The organism is Streptomyces dengpaensis (assembly GCF_002946835.1).
In the GTDB taxonomy this organism is placed as follows: Bacteria; Actinomycetota; Actinomycetes; order Streptomycetales; family Streptomycetaceae; genus Streptomyces; species Streptomyces dengpaensis.
Genome location: NZ_CP026652.1, coordinates 104,133 through 124,302, shown reverse-complemented (window position 1 = coordinate 124,302; position 20,170 = coordinate 104,133). Strand labels below are relative to the sequence as shown.

14 protein-coding genes and 2 CRISPR repeat arrays are annotated in these 20,170 nt (G+C 70.5%); of the genes, 5 read left to right on the top strand and 9 right to left on the bottom strand.

Translation table 11 applies throughout. The features are described 5' to 3' along the window. Positions 1–47: 47 nt before the first annotated feature. Positions 48–623 (bottom strand): group II intron maturase-specific domain-containing protein, encoded by a 576-nt coding sequence (locus C4B68_RS42345; RefSeq protein WP_206337052.1) that lies wholly within the window; start codon positions 621–623, stop codon positions 48–50. A gap of 383 nt (positions 624–1,006) precedes the next feature. On the opposite strand from C4B68_RS42345, the gene C4B68_RS00580 reads away from it, so the two are divergent. The 4 genes from C4B68_RS00580 (at position 1,007) to C4B68_RS00565 (ending at position 5,232) form a co-directional block, all read left to right on the top strand. Next, a complete protein-coding gene (locus C4B68_RS00580; protein WP_099506361.1) occupies positions 1,007–2,785 on the top strand; it encodes an IS481 family transposase in 1,779 nt (592 codons plus the stop codon). 340 nt (positions 2,786–3,125) lie between these two features. After that, positions 3,126–3,785, top strand: a complete 660-nt coding sequence (locus tag C4B68_RS00575) for an NADPH-dependent FMN reductase (RefSeq protein WP_099506362.1) — start codon at positions 3,126–3,128, stop codon at positions 3,783–3,785. An 811-nt stretch (positions 3,786–4,596) separates the two neighbouring features. Further along, complete coding sequence (locus C4B68_RS00570; protein WP_099506363.1) at positions 4,597–4,845, top strand: antitoxin MazE7; 249 nt, start codon at positions 4,597–4,599, stop codon at positions 4,843–4,845. A gap of 3 nt (positions 4,846–4,848) precedes the next feature. Then, positions 4,849–5,232, top strand: a complete 384-nt coding sequence (locus C4B68_RS00565) for a toxin Doc (RefSeq protein ID WP_099506364.1) — start codon at positions 4,849–4,851, stop codon at positions 5,230–5,232. Positions 5,233–5,563: 331 nt separating this feature from the next. Beyond that, positions 5,564–7,300: a CRISPR direct-repeat array (repeat unit 29 nt; unit sequence CGGCTCACCCCCGCCTGCGCGGGGAGGAC). Between the two features lie 18 nt (positions 7,301–7,318). Here the strand turns inward: C4B68_RS00565 and cas2e are convergent. The 8 genes from cas2e to C4B68_RS00525 all read right to left on the bottom strand — a co-directional run bounded on the left by cas2e (position 7,319) and on the right by C4B68_RS00525 (position 16,756). Next, on the bottom strand, positions 7,319–7,642 hold the full coding sequence (cas2e, locus tag C4B68_RS00560) for a type I-E CRISPR-associated endoribonuclease Cas2e (protein WP_099506365.1): 324 nt from the start codon (positions 7,640–7,642) through the stop codon (positions 7,319–7,321). A gap of 31 nt (positions 7,643–7,673) precedes the next feature. Further along, positions 7,674–8,645, bottom strand: coding sequence for a type I-E CRISPR-associated endonuclease Cas1e (gene cas1e, locus C4B68_RS00555; RefSeq protein ID WP_099506366.1), 972 nt, complete (start codon positions 8,643–8,645; stop codon positions 7,674–7,676). Positions 8,646–8,649: 4 nt separating this feature from the next. Then, the gene (gene cas6e, locus C4B68_RS00550) at positions 8,650–9,318 is read right to left on the bottom strand and encodes a type I-E CRISPR-associated protein Cas6/Cse3/CasE (protein ID WP_099506367.1); all 669 of its coding nucleotides are present in this window, start codon (positions 9,316–9,318) and stop codon (positions 8,650–8,652) included. Next, complete coding sequence (cas5e, locus tag C4B68_RS00545; RefSeq protein WP_099506368.1) at positions 9,315–10,202, bottom strand: type I-E CRISPR-associated protein Cas5/CasD; 888 nt, start codon at positions 10,200–10,202, stop codon at positions 9,315–9,317. Before cas5e ends, cas6e begins: the two co-directional genes overlap by 4 nt. Then, entirely contained in the window at positions 10,199–11,368 is a 1,170-nt protein-coding gene (gene cas7e, locus C4B68_RS00540; protein WP_099506369.1) for a type I-E CRISPR-associated protein Cas7/Cse4/CasC, read from the bottom strand. Before cas7e ends, cas5e begins: the two co-directional genes overlap by 4 nt. Before the next feature lie 54 nt (positions 11,369–11,422). Then, positions 11,423–12,136: a type I-E CRISPR-associated protein Cse2/CasB gene (gene casB / locus C4B68_RS00535; RefSeq protein ID WP_099506370.1), complete on the bottom strand. Its 714-nt coding sequence runs from the start codon at positions 12,134–12,136 to the stop codon at positions 11,423–11,425. Continuing rightward, a complete protein-coding gene (casA, locus tag C4B68_RS00530; RefSeq protein ID WP_099506371.1) occupies positions 12,133–13,692 on the bottom strand; it encodes a type I-E CRISPR-associated protein Cse1/CasA in 1,560 nt (519 codons plus the stop codon). Before casA ends, casB begins: the two co-directional genes overlap by 4 nt. A gap of 184 nt (positions 13,693–13,876) precedes the next feature. Further along, entirely contained in the window at positions 13,877–16,756 is a 2,880-nt protein-coding gene (locus tag C4B68_RS00525) for a CRISPR-associated endonuclease Cas3'' (RefSeq protein ID WP_099506372.1), read from the bottom strand. A gap of 227 nt (positions 16,757–16,983) precedes the next feature. Then, positions 16,984–19,819: a CRISPR direct-repeat array (repeat unit 29 nt; unit sequence GTCCTCCCCGCGCAGGCGGGGGTGAGCCG). 62 nt (positions 19,820–19,881) lie between these two features. Here C4B68_RS00525 and C4B68_RS00520 point away from each other — a divergent pair. Then, positions 19,882–20,157, top strand: coding sequence for a hypothetical protein (locus C4B68_RS00520; protein WP_240634100.1), 276 nt, complete (start codon positions 19,882–19,884; stop codon positions 20,155–20,157). Positions 20,158–20,170: the final 13 nt, after the last annotated feature.

The window sequence follows — 20,170 nt, the reverse complement described above, 5'->3', positions numbered from 1 at the left end:
CAGCCCCCGCCGCTTCGAACCGTGCATGCGGTTCTCCCGCACACGGCTCACCGACGCCGTTCACCGGCGGCATTCGGTCTCTCCCGCCAGGGCCTTCCGGCCCTGGGTGCCACGACGATTCCATAGGGGCTGATCAGTCCGAGCCGGTTCGGAGACGAGACCATCAACACCCACCAGCCGAAGTTCCGGCTGCGCCGGTGCTTCCTGCTGATGAAGTGCGCGACTCTCTCCTGCGCGAATCTTCCGATCTTGCTGAAGCGGCGGGCGGAATGGCCATACCGGAAGTACGCCATCCACCCGCGGAGGAACAGATTCAGATCCTCCACGATCACTTGCGGGTGCAGCGGGAGCCTGCGCCGGGCGGTGATCTCCCGGATCCGGTCGCGGGCGTGCTGCATCGCCCTGTTCGAGGGCCAGCGGGCGAGGAACTCGACGCGTCGACGTCGGTGCAGCCCCCGGGAACGGACCTGACGGTGGTGGAATCCGAGGAAGTCGAAGCCTTCCCCACCCACTTCCAGGTGCACGATCCGCGTCTTGGCTGCCTTCGGCTTCAGCCCCAACTCCCCCAACAGCCTGACCAGTTGGGCAAGTGCCCGCTCGGCCTGACTGCGCGAAAAACACATCACGACCAGGTGAGTCGGCGGCGGGAATCTCACCCGCCGCCGCCGTGTCTTCGGTCCGCCCAGCACCCGCATCCTGGGCATGCCGCCCGGTCGGCGGTCGTCTGGACCTCGACCCGGACGACCGTGTCGGATTCCACGAACACGCCCTCTACTGAGGAGAACAGCAGCCCATCCAGCTGCGGCCGTACTTCGTTCACGGTGTAGCACTGTCGCCCCCACCGGATCCCGGCCGGGCGATTTTCGGGCGACCTTAACCCGCAGCACCCAGAGATCAACAGTCACGCTGTGCGCGAGACCATGTGATGTGAGGACTCAGGACATAGTTGACGCGCTGTCATCGAGACACTCTTGACAGGGTTCTGCCCGGTCTCGACTCTGCAGGTGTGCCGAAAGATGCGCGTGACCAGCGGCACCGAGACTGGCTGGTCGAACAGAGGTACCGAGCGGTGCTCGAGGTGTTGAACGGTTCTCCGGTCACCGAGGTAGCCACCCGGTACGGCGTCTCGCGGCAGTCGATCTATACCTGGAAAGCTCGCCACGCGGCGGGCGGTTACGAGGCACTACGGGAGACTTCTCGGCGTCCTCATTCCAGCCCGACCCGCCTGCCGCCCGAAGTGGAGGCACGGGTCTGCGAGATGCGGCGGGCCCATCCACGGTGGGGTGCCCGCCGAATTGCTCATGAACTCGCCCGCGAGGAGACAGCAACGGTCTCACGCGCGACCGTTCATCGGGTGCTGTCGCGCAACGGGCTCATTCGCCCGCAGGAACAGCGGCACCCGCGCAAGTACAAGCGGTGGCAGCGCGAGGCTCCGATGCACCTCTGGCAGCTCGACCTGGTCGGCGGGATCTTCCTGGCCGACGGACGCGAGTGCAAGATGCTCACCGGGATCGACGACCACTCCCGCTACGTGGTGGTTGCTGAGGTGCTGGCGGTTCCCTCTGGGCGAGCTGTCGTCGACGCGTTCGTGCGGGCCATGCGCATCTACGGAGTGCCGGCCGAGGTGTTGACCGACAACGGCAAACAGTTCACCGGCCGTTTCACCCGCACCGGCCCGGCTGAGGTCCTCTTCGAACGCGTCTGCCGCGAGAACGGCGTGAACGCCAAGCTGACCAAGCCGTACTCCCCGACCACGACCGGCAAGATCGAGCGATGGCACCAGACGCTGCGCCGTGAGTTGCTGGACTCCGTCGGACCGTTCGCCGATCTGCCCACGGCGCAGGAGGCGATCACCCAGTGGGTGCGCGCCTATAACTCACAGCGTCCCCATCAGGCACTGAACATGGCCACTCCGGCCAGCCTGTTCCGTCCGGCCTCCCAGCCCGATCCGGCCCAGACCGTCCCCGCCCCACGACGCCCCGGCACCCAACAGGCGGCCAGCGCCCTGTCCGGGCCGCTACTGCTGGCACCGTCCGCCGGTGCCGTGGAGTTCGACACCGTCGTGGCCGCGAGCGGCCATGTGAACCTCCTGCGAGACCGCCGCGTCCGGGTGGGCACACGGCACGCTGGCACGAGGGCGCACGTGTGGGTCGACGAGCACACGGTGCACATCTTTCTCGGCGGCGAACTGACCAAGACCACGGTCTCGCACCTGGACGCCGAGGACCTCCACGTGCTCACCCTGCGCGGAGCCCGCCCCGCAGGACCACCACCGGCCACTGCGGCGGCCCAATCCCTCACCTCAATGCCCGACTACACCGTGGTCGAAGTCGACCGATCCCTCGACCATGAGGGCAAAGCCTCCCTGGGCGGGAACAAGGTGAAGATCGGCCCGGAACTCGCGAAACAGAAGGTCACCCTCCGGCTGGACGGCCACCTCCTGCACGTAGTCCACAACGGCCTGCTCGCCAAGACCCTGCCCTCCCCGCTCCCGGCCGACCAGCGCCACAAACTCCATGGCGCGCGCCTGGCCCAGACCGAGCTGCCGCCCGCGGCACCAGAACCGATCAAGGTGGAACGCAAGGTGCCGCGTGACGGCGTTGTCATGGTCACCCGCCAGCGACTGCGGGTCGGCCGCACCTACGCCGGCAAGATCGTCACCATCTACGTCGAGGACACCCACTTCCGTGTCACCCTCGACGGAACCGAACTCGCCCTCCATCCACGCAAGGAGCAACGGCCCGTCACACGCTGGAAGGCCAAGATCCACGCACCCAAGCTGTGACCGATCCTTGTCCAGCAAGTCTTGAGTACGTCAACCATGTCCCGAGACCGTCAGGCATCTCATGAGGCAGAAGTGTCAACGGACTCCTGAGACCTCACATCACAGACCACAAGAAGTGGGCCAGAGCCCGTGTCGTGGAGTCAGTTGTTCACGGGTCTGGAAGGCACCCGAATCCGCGGTCGGGTGATGTCCACGAGAATGGGACGCACCCTGTGGCTGGCCCACCGGCCCGACGGGCTCCGGCCTGTCGAGTCCCAGCCCTGTCTCGCACGGCGGGGAACCACACTGGTCAGTGTGGCGCCCTGTCGGGCGCGAGCGCCTACGACGGAAGGACATGCCCATGCCCACGGACGCACCTCCCAGCCCGCTGCGGATCCTCGTCTTCGGCGCGGCGCTGCGGGCTGAATCGGCCAACGCCCGCCTTGCCTCCCTCGTGGCCCGGCTGGTTTCCGACACCGGTGCCACTGTCGACCTCGCCGCCATGCGCGATTTCGACATGCCGTTGTACGACGGCGACGTGGAAACCGCCGAAGGACTGCCGAACGGTGCCCTCGCGCTGCGCGACCGGCTCGAGCAGAGCGATGCCTTCGTCATCTCCTCGCCCGAGTACAACGGCTCCATTCCCGGATTGCTGAAGAACGCGATCGACTGGGTCTCGCGTGTCCAGCCGCAGCCTTTCAAGACCAAGCACGCCATGCTCGTGTCCGCCTCGCCGTCCTTGGTCGGCGGCAACCGCGGGCTGTGGGCACTCAGGGTTCCCCTGGAGCACCTGGGCACCCGCGTCTATCCGGACATGTTCAGCCTGCCCAACGCCTATCAGGCCTTCGCCGAGGACGGAACGCTGGCCGACCCGGGGCTGCAGCAACGTCTTACTGAGACCGTGTCGGCTTTCCTCAGCCTCGTCGAAGCCGATGTGCGTTACGTCTGCCTGGAGCGCCGGTGGTACGAGTTCCTGGGGGACCGCACCGAGGCAGCCATCACCCAACGGGCCGAGGAGTGAGGCCCTGACGCCGCTCGTGCCCGGTGACCAGCCGCCTGAACCGCGGATACGCGGTCCGTCGATCCAGGCCGCTGTAGACCTGGATGTCGTCGGCGGTCCCCCAATGGTTCTGATCACGACTCCTCGGACAGGCCTTGGACCGTCCGCCAGCGGGGCCTCGTCGTCGGGGACGTCCGGAGAGGCAAGGCCAGGGCCCGACCCGCCTCGGCTGCGGTGGGACCCGGCGAGGGGCCGCCAGCGCCGCGATGGACGGTCGAACTCCAGCGGGCGCAAGGCCTCCCACTCACGGGGCCTCCGAACCGAAATCCATGGCGTGTGGCATGCGCCGAACGTACGTCAGTAGGGTGCGGGCGCCCCGGTGGTCCGCTGCGCGGGAAGGCATCGTGCCGTTGAAACTCGTGGACATTCCGGCCCGGTCTCGGGGAGGGACTGCTCCCGAATCGGTGTCGAAGCGCTGCCCGTTCTCGGCTCTGGCACAGATCTTGGGGAGCGGTCGCGGAGTGTCACCCCGGTGTTCGATTGCGAGGGGTCGGGTTCGCGTGAGACCGCGTACGCGGTGGCCACGGCACGCGCAGCATGGGTGAAGCGCACGAAGCTCCCTCTCGAAGATCCCAAACGAGTTGTGATCTTCGTAGCCGGGCGGCCCTCGTCGTCCGGCTCACCCGCACGGTCGGTAAGTCACACAGGGGCTGCGGGCCGCCTCCAGCACGCCAAAGCCCGGCTGGACGGGGGACCAGCCGGGGCCGTGAGGCGGTGACGCTCGCAAGCGAGAAGGTAGCGCGACGCGTATACCGTGCGAGATACTTCGGGTATGGCTGAAACCACTGTCAAGGTCGACACGATCACCAGGGACACCCTGCAAGGCCTCGCCGCTGCCGAAGGTCTGTCTGTGAAGGCCTACCTCGCCAAGGTGGCTGGGGAGAAGGAACAAGAGCGAGCCTTGCAGACTGCGACCGCCGCCTTCCGCCGCGCGATCAGCGAGCCCGGCGTTATGGACGCCTTCGATGCCGAGTTCGGCGGGCTGCCACCTGTCGCGCACGACACCTCGCGGGCGGCCTGACCTGTGCCTCCCGTCGTGTACGTCGACTACCGGTGGTTCCTCGAGCGCCAGGAAGAGATCCTCCGGGACGACCTGACCGTCAACGACTTCTCTGTGCTCGTCGGCATGGCCCAGCGCCATCGGGTCGACCCGCCCCGGCATGATCAGCACCATCCCGACGCTTTCTGGCGGGCTGCCGTCATGCTGGAGGAGTGCGTGCTGCTGCGCCCGCTCCCGGCCCGCAACGAGGTGTACGGATACGGCGTCGCCATTGCCTACCTGGAGGCCTCCGGAGAACGCGTGGACACGAAGTTTGAGCTCTGGCGGGAACTGATCTACGACATCCGGGGGCTGGGGCTGGACTCGTACGGCATCGCCGAGAGGCTGCGTTCCTGGCGCCAGGCCTGACCCTAAGCTCCGTCCGGTGGAGACGTTGCTGATCATCACGGCTGCCGCTCTGTGGGGCTTCGGCACGGGCGTGCTCATATCCCCGTCCCGCGTACCGGTTCTCGGTGCCGCCCGAGGAACCCTGGCGGTCGGCGTGCCCGGCAGGCCATCCCCTCACCAGCACCGGGACCGGCAGCGGATGGCTGGGGCGTGCCCGCTGCTCTGCACGCGACGCCTACGGTCCGAGCACCCTGTTCGTCGCCTCCGTCACGGCCGTGGTCTGCGCCCTGCTGGCGGCCGTCACCGGGGCCCGCCCCGAGCTGGTGGTCTGGTGTCGAGAGCACGGAAGGGACGGCTCACCCCCGCCTGCGCGGGGAGGACAAATCAGGAGCCGGGAACTGCCGTGCATCCGGCGGCTCACCCCCGCCTGCGCGGGGAGGACGGCCAGTGCGCCCGCTGCTCCCGCTACCGGGCCGGCTCACCCCCGCCTGCGCGGGGAGGACGTAGGCTTTGTGAAGTTCCTGTGCCTACAGGCGGGCTCACCCCCGCCTGCGCGGGGAGGACCAGCTCGTGGGGGATGCCAAGGCGGGGCGCGTCGGCTCACCCCCGCCTGCGCGGGGAGGACGTTCACCTCTCCTCGAACCAGTGCCGGAGATCCGGCTCACCCCCGCCTGCGCGGGGAGGACGGTGAGCATCATCGAAAATGCGGCCCCATAGCCGGCTCACCCCCGCCTGCGCGGGGAGGACGGGTGGACGGCGACCTCTTCGATCGGGTGGGTCGGCTCACCCCCGCCTGCGCGGGGAGGACCTTTCTGACGGCTGGCTCAGGCCCGTCTGCGACGGCTCACCCCCGCCTGCGCGGGGAGGACGGTGCGCATCTCGGTATAGGTGGGCCTCTTGGCGGCTCACCCCCGCCTGCGCGGGGAGGACGTGGAGGCCCGGGTACTGCCTCTTGCGCTTCGCGGCTCACCCCCGCCTGCGCGGGGAGGACCGACGAGGAGCGAAGATCCGGGCTGTCTGACGCGGCTCACCCCCGCCTGCGCGGGGAGGACGGCATGGACAGGTTGCCCATGCCCAGCATGGCCGGCTCACCCCCGCCTGCGCGGGGAGGACTGGCCCTACGGCGCAGACGACATCTGGTTGTTCGGCTCACCCCCGCCTGCGCGGGGAGGACGCAGCTCCCACCTACATGGACGTCCTCGGCCACGGCTCACCCCCGCCTGCGCGGGGAGGACGAGCAGGCTCACCGGCGCCGTCCGCGTCAACGAGGCTCACCCCCGCCTGCGCGGGGAGGACGTCCCACCCGGCAACGTCCAGCTCATCCCAGCCGGCTCACCCCCGCCTGCGCGGGGAGGACTGACCGCGGGCATCGTCGCCGAGGTCATGTTCCGGCTCACCCCCGCCTGCGCGGGGAGGACCGGTGGCCGGGCGGAGACGGCGGGGCGGCTGGCGGCTCACCCCCGCCTGCGCGGGGAGGACGGCGCCTCATTCTGAATGGCCACAAGCTCGACCGGCTCACCCCCGCCTGCGCGGGGAGGACGCTACGGACGGGCACTCGGCGACGGCGCGGGGCGGCTCACCCCCGCCTGCGCGGGGAGGACTTCTGTGTGGAGCCGTTGGTGATCTTGATGGACGGCTCACCCCCGCCTGCGCGGGGAGGACGAGTTCGAGCCGACACCCCACGACTCCGAAGCCGGCTCACCCCCGCCTGCGCGGGGAGGACGCGGCCACCACCTGCGCCTGCTGCTTTCCGCCCGGCTCACCCCCGCCTGCGCGGGGAGGACTTCCGTCTGCGCCCCCAAGGGGGCTGACGGGGCGGCTCACCCCCGCCTGCGCGGGGAGGACAAGGGCCGCCCCTCCGAGGCCGGGCAGTTCTCCGGCTCACCCCCGCCTGCGCGGGGAGGACCGGGAACTCCCCGCTCTCCACCTGCTCCCAGGCGGCTCACCCCCGCCTGCGCGGGGAGGACTGTGCACTCCCCTTGCCCCGCCATCCGGAGGGCGGCTCACCCCCGCCTGCGCGGGGAGGACTCGTAGGTGCGGCGGTTGACCGCAACGGAGAACGGCTCACCCCCGCCTGCGCGGGGAGGACACTTCGCGACCTGCAACGTTATACCGGGTTTGCCGTTTCTTTACCGTACTTGTCGTCGAGGAGGCTGAAGCCGACCAGCGTGAGGCCGTCGAAGTCGATGGGGTTACGGCGGTGCTGGCCTGCCGTGCGTAGCTCGAAGCCCTGTTCGTTCGCGGCTGGATAGACCATGACGGCGACGCCTTCTTCCACACAGGCGGTGATGGCATCCCATAGTTGGTCACGCACTTTGGCCGAGACTGTACCGACGTACATCTGTGGGGTGACTTCGAGGAGCCAGCGGCTGAGTGCTCCGCCGAGGTGGTCGGGGACCGCGGACATGGTGAGGGTGATCATGGAGGCCATGGCGCTCTTTCGTGGGGCCGTCTGTGGTCTGTCATGGGGCGTCTCCTGCGTAGTTGGTTCCGCCGGGGAGGACGCCGGAGACGGGGTCCCACAGGTCGACGAGCTGTTCCTCGGGGTCCGGTTCGTCGATGTCGAGGTCGGGCTGCAGGAGGCGTTGGACGTCGGTCACGACGCGCGGCATGAGTTTGAACAGGCGTAGGCCGTCGCGGAAGCGGCGGCGTGCTTCGGCTTCTGGTTGGGTGCTGGAGTGGAGGGAGAAGGCCAGGGGGAGGGTGAGTTCTGCTTTGTACAGGTCGGCGATGTCGTAGACGAAGGCTTGTTGGTTGCCGCTGTGGACGAAGCCGAGGGCGGGTGAGCAGCCCATGGCGAGCAGGGTGGCGTGGACGATGCCGTACAGGCAGGTGTTGGCGGAGGAGAGGGCGAGGTTGACGGGGTCTTGGGTGTCCCAGGCGTCTGGGTCGTAGGCGCGTTTGAAGCGGCCGATGCGGTGTTGTTGGGCGAGGAGTTTGTAGAGGGCTTTGACGCGTTGGCCTTCGAGGCCGCGGAGTTGGGCGAGGGTGGTGCCGGGTGGGACGGTGCCGTGGCCGAAGCGGTGTTCGTACATGCGGGTGGCGACGGCGAGGCGTTGGGTGTCGTCGGCCCAGGCGCGGGCTTGGTGGTGGAGCCAGGTGGTGCTGAGGGAGTCCGGTGTCATGCCGGCGTAGGCGCGGACGCCGCCGGATCCGGTGATGACGACGGTCGTGCCGTGGCGGGCCAAAGTGGTCAGGGCTCGGGCGGTGATGCTGGTCCCGGGGCCGAGGAGGACGCAGCTGAGGGCGGCGGTCGGCAGGTAGACCAGTTCGGTGCCGCGTTGCTCGGTGGTGACCTGTGCGCAGACGCCGGTGTCGTCCTGGTGGATGCGGACGATGTCGAGGTAGAGGAAGGACAGGGAGTCGCCGACGCGGGGGAGCATGGCGACGGTCGGCGCGGCGAGTTTGCGCCGCGCCGAGCTCGCTTGGGGCATGGGGTTACCTTGCGGGGTTGGTGAGGGGTGCGAGGCTGAGGAGGCCGCAGCCGTAGGACTTGCCGCGGCCGATGCCTTCGAGGATCCGTTGTTGCAAGGTGGTGTGGTCGGTGACGACGGCGGTGCCTTCGAAGCGGGTGCGGGCGTGTTTGATCTGGCGTTTGTCCTGGTGGCGTTCGCCGCTAGCGGCGGTGAGCGGGGTGCTGTGGGTACTGGTGAGTTTCAGGCCGGACCGTTCTTCGGCCTGGCGGGCCCACCACTCGTCGGCGTCGGCGCCGGACAGGGGGATGACGGCTTTGGCGCCGGTGGCTGCTCTGGTGGTGTGGCCGGGTTTGCGGACGGCGTTGGCGTCGATGCGGTAGCGGACGGCCAGGCCGTTGGCAAGCAGGCCGATCAGCGCGGAGATGTCTTTGGTGGTTGTGGTGCCGTAGCCGGCGGGGAGCCGGCTGGGGTCGGGGCGTTCGCGGCTTTGCACGAGGACCTGCGGGCTGCGGGTGGGGCCGGCGGCATCCTCTATGCGGTAGAGGGCACCGAGGGTGTTGCGGGCGGTGGGGCCCAGGTCGTCGGGGAAGAGCATCATCAGCCGGTGGTGCATGCCGACCGCGCTGGCGAGGTCGCGGCGGACATCGCGGTGGCGGAGGTCCGGCTGGATGCGGGTGAGCCACAGCGTCATGCCGCGCCTCCTTGCAGTTCGCTGGCCGTGGAGTTCAGGTAGGTGTGCAGGGCGGTCAGGTAGTCGGCGCCGAGTCCGCCGCGGGGGGTGTCGGGCAGGTGGACGGTGCGGCGGTAGACCGGGCGGGCCCGGTAGGTGCGGCGGCGCGGGGACAGGTCCAGCGGGTCGTCGGTGACCTCGCCGATGGGTGTGCTGCCGTCGAGGTGGTCCGGGTCGCCGCCGGACGGTGGGATCGGGAGGTGGTGCAGTGGGGCATCGCTGTGGAAGTCCACGCTCTCGCCTCGGGACTGCTCGGCGGGCGGGGTGCCGTCGGGGGCCGGCTGGCGCAGGGGTGCACCGGTGCGGGCCAACGGGAGGCGGACGAGGTGGTGGAGCGGGTCCTGGAGGAGGCCGATCAGCAGAGGTCCTTCGGGTGGGCAGGATCTGCGGCCGAGGTAGGGCGGCCAGACCGGCTGTTGAACGGCCTCTGCGCATTCATGGAGCAGGGCGGTGTCGTTGCCGGTGAGGGCGGCGGTGAAGGCGGCGTCGGCGAGGTAGGTGCGGTGGGACAGCAACGTGCCCTGGGCTGGGGGGCGTTTCTTGCCTTCGGCGGTGGTGACGGTGCCTTTGGCGAGCAGGCCGCCGCCGACGGTGTGCAGGTCTCGTAGGAGCACGCCGGGCCGGTCGGTGCGGGTGGTCAACGACAGGCGGGCCAGGTCGTCGACGGGCTGGCCGCGTCGGCGGCCCAGGCATGCTGCGAGCAGGCCGATGATGCCGGAGCGGGTGGGGAAGCGGGCGGTGTCGCGTTCGTTGAACGCGCTGTGGGTGCCCCAGGACTGCAGCGGCCCGGCCAGGTGCAGCAGGATCCCGGCGGGCGCGTGTCTTGGGTCGTGGGCAGGAGTCACGCCTGGTCGCCCTCCCCGAGTGCGGCGGTGACGGCGGTGTCGATCAGGTCGGGGTAGGAGTCGGCACGGTTGCCGAGGCCGCCCAGGTCCTTGGTCTCCAGGCTGGCCCAGCCTGCGTTGAGCAGTCCGCGGCCGCCCAGCAGGCGGCCTGCGGCGGTCGCGTAGGTGTCCAGGGCTACGCGGGAGGGGGCGGCGAACCCGCCGGTGCGGTCGGCGGTCACGGGCTGCTCGAACGCGGCGGCGTAGGAGACGGGCCGGTCGCTGCGCACGGTGAGGTGGACGAGATCGGGGATGGTGTGGGGGGCGGTCGCGGTCTTCTTGGCCTCGGGCAGTGACAGCACGAACGCCTCGATGAACGCGGCGGCCAGTTCCCTGGCTGCCGCCAGGTCGCCGCCGATGTTGCGCAGCAGGTCGTTCAGGTCGATGGTGGCGTAGCGGTAGAAGACGCCGGCGCTGTATTCGGTGCTGCCCATGTGGGCGCTGCCGGTGGTGTCGCTCCAGGTGTCGGTGATGTCGTCGACGGCGGCGAAGTAGTCGATTTCGACGTCGGTGCCGTGGGTGGTCAGAGCGTGGGCGACCTGGACGGCGCCGTCGACGCTGGCGTCGTCGATTTCGGCGAGCATGCGGCCGAAGAGGTTGATGACGCCGTTGCGGGAGCGGAGGATCTGGTCGATGTCGTCGGTCGGCAGGACGCTCTTGCCGCCCTTCTTCATGTCCTTGGCCGCTTCGAGCTGTTCGCGGTGGGCTGCGGCGATGTCGGCGAGTTCACCGACGGCGGTGGCGGGGACGTAGACCATGGCGTTGGTGCTCCAGGCCGGGTCGTCGTTGGACGGCGGGTCGGCCTTGATGCTGGAGCCGGCTGCGATGTGCTGGCCGGCGCGGCGGGCGAGGTCGGCCGGCCATTCCCGCTGTTCGCGTAGCGTCTTCTCGACGGCTTCGCCGATGCGGCGGGTGCGCAGCGCCTGCTGTCCGATGGTGTTCTGGAAGTAGCGGCGTACGGCGCGCTTCCAGCACTGGCTGCTGACGCGGGTGCGTTCGCGGTCGCCGTACTGGACGGTCTTGACGGAGTTGGTGTCGTCGCGGTTGAGGTTGGAGTAGGGGACGGACTGCAGGACGTGGATGCAGATGAAGCGTCCGGGGATGCCGGCGGCGGGCTGCTGGGTCATGGCAGGTTTCCTTTGCATGTGATGGGTTGCGGGCCGGGTCGGCCGGTGCAGGGGTTACGGCTGGTCGTCGGTGGGATGGTCGGGCAGCGTGTCGGCCGCTTCGCGGGCGGCGTCGAGGGCTGCCTTGTGGCGGGCGCGGTAGAAGTCCTGGAGCCAGCGGCGGCCGATCTTCTTGCGGTCGCGCGGCCAGGCCCGCAGGTGGACCAGGAGTTGGGCCCAGTCCGGTGGCGTCTTCTTGTCGCACAGCTGCCGCACTGCTGCGGGCAGGTGGCGGTGCAGTCCCGGCGTGCTCTGCCGGGTGAGCAGGTTCAGCCTGGTTTCGGCGGTGTTCTCCCGCAGTCCGTTGCGGCCGTCCGCCGAGACCGCCGCGGCGAACGTCAGCCCCAGGGAGGGGCCGTAGGGGGAGGGAACCGGTGCGGGCAGGTCATCGCCACTGGTGTTTGTGGCAGCAGCGACCGGGGCGGCGCGGTCGGCCCGCAGCACCTCGGACTTCTGCGCGGCGATCAGCGACGCCAAGGTGTAGAAGGCGCGCTGCGTGTCGTCGTCCCGCACCGACAGCGGGAGCAGGGGGGCGACGATGCGGTGCATCCGCGGCACCTCGTCCAGCGGCTTGCCCAGGCCGCTGCGCAGCGCGGCGCGCGCGCCCGGGTCGGCGGCGCAGACCGCTTCGATGCGGGCGACGAAGCCCCTGGCCTGTGTCAGCCAGGGTGATGGTGAGCCGGCGTCGGCGGTTGGTGCCGGTGCCGCGCTGGTGTGGGTGTCTGTCATGGGGTCTCCGTCTCGGTGCCGCCTGCTGCGGCAGGGGTGCGGGCAGCCTGCGCGGCAGGCTTCTTGGGGCGTCCTCCGTACAGTTCGATGCGGGCGCTCTCGCGTGCTTTCGCGCCGCGCAGGGTGCCGGCCGCGGTCTGTGTGACCTGGTGGTAGACGCCTTCGGCGATCTGCCGGAAGGACCGTGCGGCGCCGTCGAAACGCCGCTCGCCGAGCCGCTGCCAGAACTCCGCCTCCGCAGCCGGCCAGTACCGTGCTGCCGCGTCCCGCGACCATGCGCAGTCCTCGGCCTTGCGTGCGTTGCTGAAGACTGCCCAGGCCTGCTTGGTGGCCCGGTTCAGCCGTGACCCGGCCGCCTCCCCGCTGATCCGCAAGCCGGCGATCATGCGGGCGGCCTCAGGGTCGCGTTCCTCGGCCAGCGACAGGACCGGGGGCGTCGACGCCGACACCAGCTGGGTGTCCTTGGCCTGGCCCTCCTGCTCGATCCCCAGTGCCTGCACCCGCAGGTCCTCCAGGCCCAGGTCCACGGCGCTGTCGAACACGCGAGGCCGCCGGACCTCTTTGCCCGGGGACTCCTTCAGCAGTAGCGCGTCCAGGTCACGCCACAGCGCCCGCCCGGAATCCGCGTACCGGGCGTAGGGGTTGCCGGCCTGGCTGATCTGCCAGATCAGGAAGTCGTCGTCCCGCGGCAGCCTGTCCCGGAACGCCCACGTGATGTAGGCGTCCCTCACCTCAAGGCCGGTGTCGTCGGGAACCAGGAGCAGCGCATGCTGGGAGCGGGCGGTCAGACCGGACAGCTGTCCGGTGACGACATTGTTGAGGGTGCGCGGGTCGGGCAGGTCATCGCGCTCCCACGGGCACAGATCCACCTCGGGGCGGGCGTACGGGTCGGGTTCGACCACTCCCGCCAGCAGCGTCTCGAACAGGGTCCGGCCCACCGGGTGGTAGGACAGGGCGCTGCGCAGCGGCCCGGCAGTCGAATTCGCCTCTTTCTTCCCGCCGACGGTCCGGGCCGAGCACCGGCCGGACGGACCGTAGTACCGCCACACCAGCAGGTGCTGCAGTGCGTCCGCGGAGCTGAGGTGGTCGGGCCGGGAGTCGACGGCGTGCTGGAACCAGGAGTGGTTGGAACCCGACGGCCGGGTCGTGACCAGCTTGTTCACTCCGGCCGGCTTGTCGCACTGCTCTGCCAGCCGCGGGTCCTGCAGGAACGGGCGCTGCGGGTCGTAGAGACGGAGCCGGTCACGGTAGCGGTCGGCGTAGACGTCGACGCATTCCGGCGTGAACTGGCCCTGGTCCAGCACCTCGTAGCGGCGCTCGTGCCACCCGTCCGGCGCGTCCAGGCCGGTGACGCGGGCCGTCAGCGCGTACAGCACCCGGTACAGGGCCGACAACGCGGGCGGCAACGGCACCGCGATGCCGGCGATCTCGTGAGCGCGCGTCAATAGGTCCCGGAACCCGACCGTTTCGGGTCGGTCGTCGGGCGGCGCGTGCTCCGCCCAGCGGACCGGCACCGCCGGCCGGTCCCAAAGGTCGTAGAGGTCAGCGACAGGCATAGGGCCTCCGAAAAGGAAATGGGTAGGCTTCCTGCATCCCTGCGCAGGCAGGGGTGAGCCGAGTGACGGGGTGTCAAAGCCTCGAACTGCTGGCCGATTCCCCGCGCGAGCGGGGGTAGAGCCCTTTCGGCGTACCGGGTACGCCGAAAGGGTGAGGCCACACTATGGCAAGAGTGATGGGGTTTCAGGCCGATCGACGAAGTCCGATGTCGGACATCGTCAGCGTGTGGTCGCCGACCCGGCACGACCAGCTGCTGCCGGGCGGATCCCCGTCCAGCTGCTGCTGCGGGGTCGGGGTCATGCGCAGGACCACCAGGTCGGACAGGACCGGCTGGTCCGCCCACCCCGCGGGTACTTCCTGGTCGGGGCCGCGCCCTGCCAGCCACCGGCCCGGAATCGGCACGGTCTGGCGCATGACCGCCCGGACACCGTCCCTTTCCAGTCGCTTGCCGCCGCCGGCACGATCGGCGGCCGGAACGGGGATCTCGCCTTGCGGATCGAGCGTCCAGCCTCCGTCGGGCTGCCGGTACAGGCACACGGCCCGCTCGGAGTCCGCGCCCAGCCGGGTGGTCACCAACGCCTCGTCCAGCAGATCTGTGCGTTCGCCGCTCAATTTGGCCAGGTTCACCAGGCCGGTGGGCGGCGGCACGGTCGTCATCGCGGCCAACTGCTTCTCGGCCAGCTCCGACGCCTCACGCTCGGCGTCCTGCCGACGCAGCTGGTCGGCCGCCGCGGCCGGCAGCCGGTCCGCGAAGTCCTGCGCATAGACGGCATCGACAAGCCGCTGCACATCGCCGGGCACCGCGATCCCCGCCGTCTGCGACTCCCGCAACAACACCGAGGTCCGGCGCAGCAGCGCAGCGTCGTAGACGGTCCCCCACGTGCGCGGCACCGCGACCTGCCCGTCGACGGCGGGTTCCAGGACGACCAACCGAGGATCGTCACCCACCCAAGCCGGGCGCCCCTCGCGCTCGTGTCGCATGCACCGGCCCGCCCGCTGCAACAGCTGTGCCAGCGGTGCCAGATCCGTCACCACCAGGTCGAAGTCCAGGTCGAGTGACTGCTCCACCACCTGCGTGGCCACCAAGATCGCCCGCCGCGGCCGCCGGCCCGGCGCGTCATCGGACCGGGGCTTGCCGAACGCCGCCTCGCAGGCGTCGGTGATCTCCTTGCGGCGCTGCGCCGGATACCGCGAATGCAGCAGCATCAGCCCATCCGGCTCCGCCGCCAACTCGGGGAACCGGTCCTGCAGCAGCCGATACGTACGCTGCGCCTCCGCCACCGTTGTGCAGCACACCAGGGCGCACCCGCCGCCGGTCACCACCGGCTCCAGATGCCGAACCAGCACCGCACTGCGGGTACCAGCCCCGACAGCGTCTGTGCCCCGGAGGCTGGTGTCCCATGCGACGCCCTCGACGTCCAGCCGCACGGTGCGGGGCCTGCCGCTGGCCACCGGCCGCGGGGACGACACCGCGCCGGTGCCGGCGTCCACATACAGCCAGCCCGGATACACCGGCTGCACCGCCGCCGGATCACGAAAGCCGCATCCGCGCCGGTAGGCCTCCACCAGCGACGTCGCCGCACGGCCCGCCAACGTCGCCGACAACAGCACCACCGGAGTGCCCATCGCCCCCAGCCACTCCAGCAACCGCACCAGCAGACTGTGCATCCACGGCCCGTAGGCGTGCGCCTCGTCCACCACGAACACCTTGTTCGACAAACCCAGCAGACGCAGCACGTTGTAGCGGACGGGCAGCACCCCGGTCAGCGCCTGATCGATAGTGCCCGCGCCCAATGGGGCGAGCAGACCCCGTTTGGCGCCCCGCAGCCATTGCCCGGCATCGGTGGCCGTGTGCCCGTCGGACACCGTCGCACCCAGGCCCCCGCCGACCGCGGCGTCCAGCGTCGTCGCGGCCTGCCCGTAGGCGTCGCTCAGCCACGCCATGCTGTGCAGCAGCGTCAGGGCCCGGTCCCCGCCCACGTTCGCCTCGGCGAAATCGGCAACCCGGCCGAACATGGCGTCCGCCGTGGCCATCGTCGGCAGCGCGAAATACAGGCCGCCCGCCCCAGAGGCCCGTGCCATGACCGACGCCGCATGCAGCGCCGTCTCGGTCTTGCCGTCCCCGGTCGGCGCGGTGACCAGCAACAAGCCTCCTCCCCCGCCGTCCACCAGCCCCGCCAAATCCTCCGCCACAGAGGCCTGCAGAGCATTGGGCACGAACGGGAACTGCTCGCCGAAATCGCGAGCAGGAAACCGCGCCACACCCAGACGGGCCGCCGTCACAACACTCCTGGCCTGCGCAACGGCCCCACCCCAGTGCCGCCGCAACTCCCCCTCGCCGGCCTCCCAGCCCTCGGCGGGCAACCTTGCCTCGATCACGCTCTCCTGGCTCACCAGCCAGTCCGCGACCACGATCATCCCCAGGAACCGCACCGCAACATCCGCTGGCAACGCCCGCTCCAGCGCCGGCATCCCGCCGTCGCCGCCGACCAGGTGCCGCACCGCCTCTGCGTGCGCGCGCCGCTGCGCCGCCCACCCGGGACCGCCCAGCCCCGGCATCCACCCCTCAAGATCCTTCAGATGTTTGATCTCCAGCGAGCGGTGGAAGCAGCCGTGATGGCCCCCCAGCAACTGGGCGACCTGATGATGCGGAGATTGGGAAGGAGTACGTGCCTGGGCGTAGTTCCATTCGGCCAGGATCTGCGTCAACGCCCAGTGCCCGGCTGCATCATGGCGCAGGCTTTCCCGTTCCGCGCCCGGCTTGTGCACGTATGCGGGATCGTCGGCCAGCGCCTTGTATGCCTCTGGCACCATCGCCTGGAACGGCGGGCTGACCTTCCCGATGTCGTGCAGCCCGGCCCACAGGCACAGCCACTGCCGACACACCTCCGCCGATACACCAAGCCGCCGCGCCGTCCGTGCCCTGGCCTCGTCGGTCAACGTCACATCCCACAAAGCCCCCGCAACTGCTGCCGTATCCAACAGATGACAGATCGCCGGATAGGAGCTTGTCAGGCCCCTGTGTTTCCCCCACAGGCGCACATCAACAGTCGGCACCGTCATACGGCCCCCCATCTCCCCTGCGGCACAATCACCGCGGATACAGAGATAGCAGCCACCACCGACAACGCATCCCCAAAGCTCGGGATATGCCTGCACTGCAAGCACGCGTGACAGTGTTCAGCGGTAACGTGTGGCCACCAACGCGGCCACCCAGAGGCAACACAATGCGGCGCAACATTCGTAGTCAAGTAATCGCAAAGCCTTCCTGACGCCGCAGGTCACGAAGGGTCCTCCCCGCGCAGGCGGGGGTGAGCCGAACGCCGGCTTGATCAACCAGGCCAGCGTGAAGTCCTCCCCGCGCAGGCGGGGGTGAGCCGACGATGATCCCGAGGATGAGGATCGAGACGATGTCCTCCCCGCGCAGGCGGGGGTGAGCCGGCCCGCCCCTACCTGCTGCGCGTGACTCGCGTGTCCTCCCCGCGCAGGCGGGGGTGAGCCGTTCATCCTGCCCGAGTACACGTTGGGCTGGCAGTCCTCCCCGCGCAGGCGGGGGTGAGCCGCTGACGCTGAACAACATCGACTCGGTGTACAGGTCCTCCCCGCGCAGGCGGGGGTGAGCCGCCGCATCCGAGGCCTACGTGGCCGCGGAGTGCGTCCTCCCCGCGCAGGCGGGGGTGAGCCGCGCGAACTGGTACGCCCCGTAGGCCATGACGCGTCCTCCCCGCGCAGGCGGGGGTGAGCCGGCTGCTGATCTCTCCGCCGCCCGCCGCCATGGGTCCTCCCCGCGCAGGCGGGGGTGAGCCGGCTTCCTCTTGGCCGGGGCCATCGGGGTGTGTGTCCTCCCCGCGCAGGCGGGGGTGAGCCGCACGGGCCCCCTAAGGCGAGCGGGGGAGCATTGTCCTCCCCGCGCAGGCGGGGGTGAGCCGGTGGGCGCCTACCGGCCGTCTGCGGCCCACGGGTCCTCCCCGCGCAGGCGGGGGTGAGCCTCTTCATTGCGCGAGGTCGGCGAGAAAATCCACGTCCTCCCCGCGCAGGCGGGGGTGAGCCGTCGAGGTTCCACGTGAACTGGTCCAGGGTCTCGTCCTCCCCGCGCAGGCGGGGGTGAGCCGCTGTGGCCGTCGAGGCGTGCGGCGGCGATGCCGTCCTCCCCGCGCAGGCGGGGGTGAGCCGCTGTAGGTCGGTAGCGGTGCGGAGGCGGCCCAGTCCTCCCCGCGCAGGCGGGGGTGAGCCGCCCTGCATGCGACTCATGAGCCCTCTCCCATCGTCCTCCCCGCGCAGGCGGGGGTGAGCCGCACGACTTCAGGCGTATCGCCCGCAAGCGGATGTCCTCCCCGCGCAGGCGGGGGTGAGCCGATCAACCACGGGTGGCAGCGGCCCAGCGACCCGTCCTCCCCGCGCAGGCGGGGGTGAGCCGGTGCTCGACGCGCTGGCCCGTCGCATGCCGGAGTCCTCCCCGCGCAGGCGGGGGTGAGCCGCCGAGCCCGTATTCGCAGTGGCAGACGCAGCCGTCCTCCCCGCGCAGGCGGGGGTGAGCCATCGCGCAGCCACCCGAAGTTCTCGTTCACCGCGTCCTCCCCGCGCAGGCGGGGGTGAGCCGCTGAGGCCCGGGGGGCCATCACCCCCCCCGGGCGTCCTCCCCGCGCAGGCGGGGGTGAGCCGCCGTTCGCGTTTCCGTCGGAATGGTTTCCGAGGTCCTCCCCGCGCAGGCGGGGGTGAGCCGGCGGACAGGTTCTCGATACCGGCATCCTTGGCGTCCTCCCCGCGCAGGCGGGGGTGAGCCGCCGAGCCGTCCAGCCGTGAGACCTGCGCTCAGGTCCTCCCCGCGCAGGCGGGGGTGAGCCGGTCACCGGTCCACGGGGATGGGAACGAGCATCGTCCTCCCCGCGCAGGCGGGGGTGAGCCGGTCATGAAGTTGGCGACCGGGTCCAGCCCGAAGTCCTCCCCGCGCAGGCGGGGGTGAGCCGGAGCCCGCCATGGACACCCTCACCACCACCACGTCCTCCCCGCGCAGGCGGGGGTGAGCCGCTGAAGGGCTGACGTGGCCGGCAGCGGCACGCGTCCTCCCCGCGCAGGCGGGGGTGAGCCGTCCGCGCGGTCCCACCCTTGGGTGCCCGTCACGTCCTCCCCGCGCAGGCGGGGGTGAGCCGCTCTACGTCCTCAACCGGTTCGGCGGATTCGTGTCCTCCCCGCGCAGGCGGGGGTGAGCCGTCCCTTGCTCTTCGGTGGCATTCCTCAGTGGTGTCCTCCCCGCGCAGGCGGGGGTGAGCCGTCGTTGGAGTCGGCGAAGAACAAGCTCAACGAGTCCTCCCCGCGCAGGCGGGGGTGAGCCGAAGAAGGCCGGGTATTGGCGGCACGCGTTGTCGTCCTCCCCGCGCAGGCGGGGGTGAGCCGTACGCGGCGAGCATGTTCACCCTCGTGGACCGGTCCTCCCCGCGCAGGCGGGGGTGAGCCGTGCCGGGACTGATGGAGCAGCAGCCGGGCGTTGTCCTCCCCGCGCAGGCGGGGGTGAGCCGCAGTACGAGTACCGGTGCCCGTCCTGCCGTCGGTCCTCCCCGCGCAGGCGGGGGTGAGCCGCTGAACGAGCATCAGGACGCCATGCTCCGGATGTCCTCCCCGCGCAGGCGGGGGTGAGCCGGGGACTCGGGCCGTCTCCATCGGGACGACGGTGTCCTCCCCGCGCAGGCGGGGGTGAGCCGGAGGTCCCGCCCTGTGACTCAGTGGCAACCGGGTCCTCCCCGCGCAGGCGGGGGTGAGCCGCCTCCGGAGTCCAGGGCCCACGACGTGCGGGCGTCCTCCCCGCGCAGGCGGGGGTGAGCCGTACACCGCCCCGTACCGCCCGGCGGACGACGAGTCCTCCCCGCGCAGGCGGGGGTGAGCCAGTCGCGGTGGCCGAGCGGCCGTTGGTCGAGCGGTCCTCCCCGCGCAGGCGGGGGTGAGCCGCAGGGCGGCCTGACCCGCTACATCGACCAGGTGTCCTCCCCGCGCAGGCAGGGGTGAGCCGGTCGCTGCGCCCAACGGTGTGGCCATCTGCGAGTCCTCCCCGCGCAGGCGGGGGTGAGCCGGCGACAGCCTCGGCCCACGACTCCGGATCGGGGTCCTCCCCGCGCGAGCGGGGGTGAGCCGCGTGGAACGTCGGCGAGCACCAACTGACGTACGTCATCTACCGCAACGGTGCCTGGGAGCCGGTGCATGCATGGGCGGAGTCGGCGACGCTCGCCAAGTCCGCAGTCGCCTACAACGCGGGCACCCTCAACCGGGCCCGTGAGGCGGGCGTGCAGTTCATGGAGGTGTTCGACGGCGCCGGGTGCGGTTGGACCAGCCACCGGGACACCGACAAGGCCACAGGCACGCTCCGCTCGGTGGAGGCTGCGGCGGCGTGGCCGATCTCGCGTCCGCGATGCCTGCGAGCCTTTGGGCCGCGCCCGGACGTGGGCGCGCTCAGCGCCGCCGTCGATGCGTGAACGTCTGGATGGG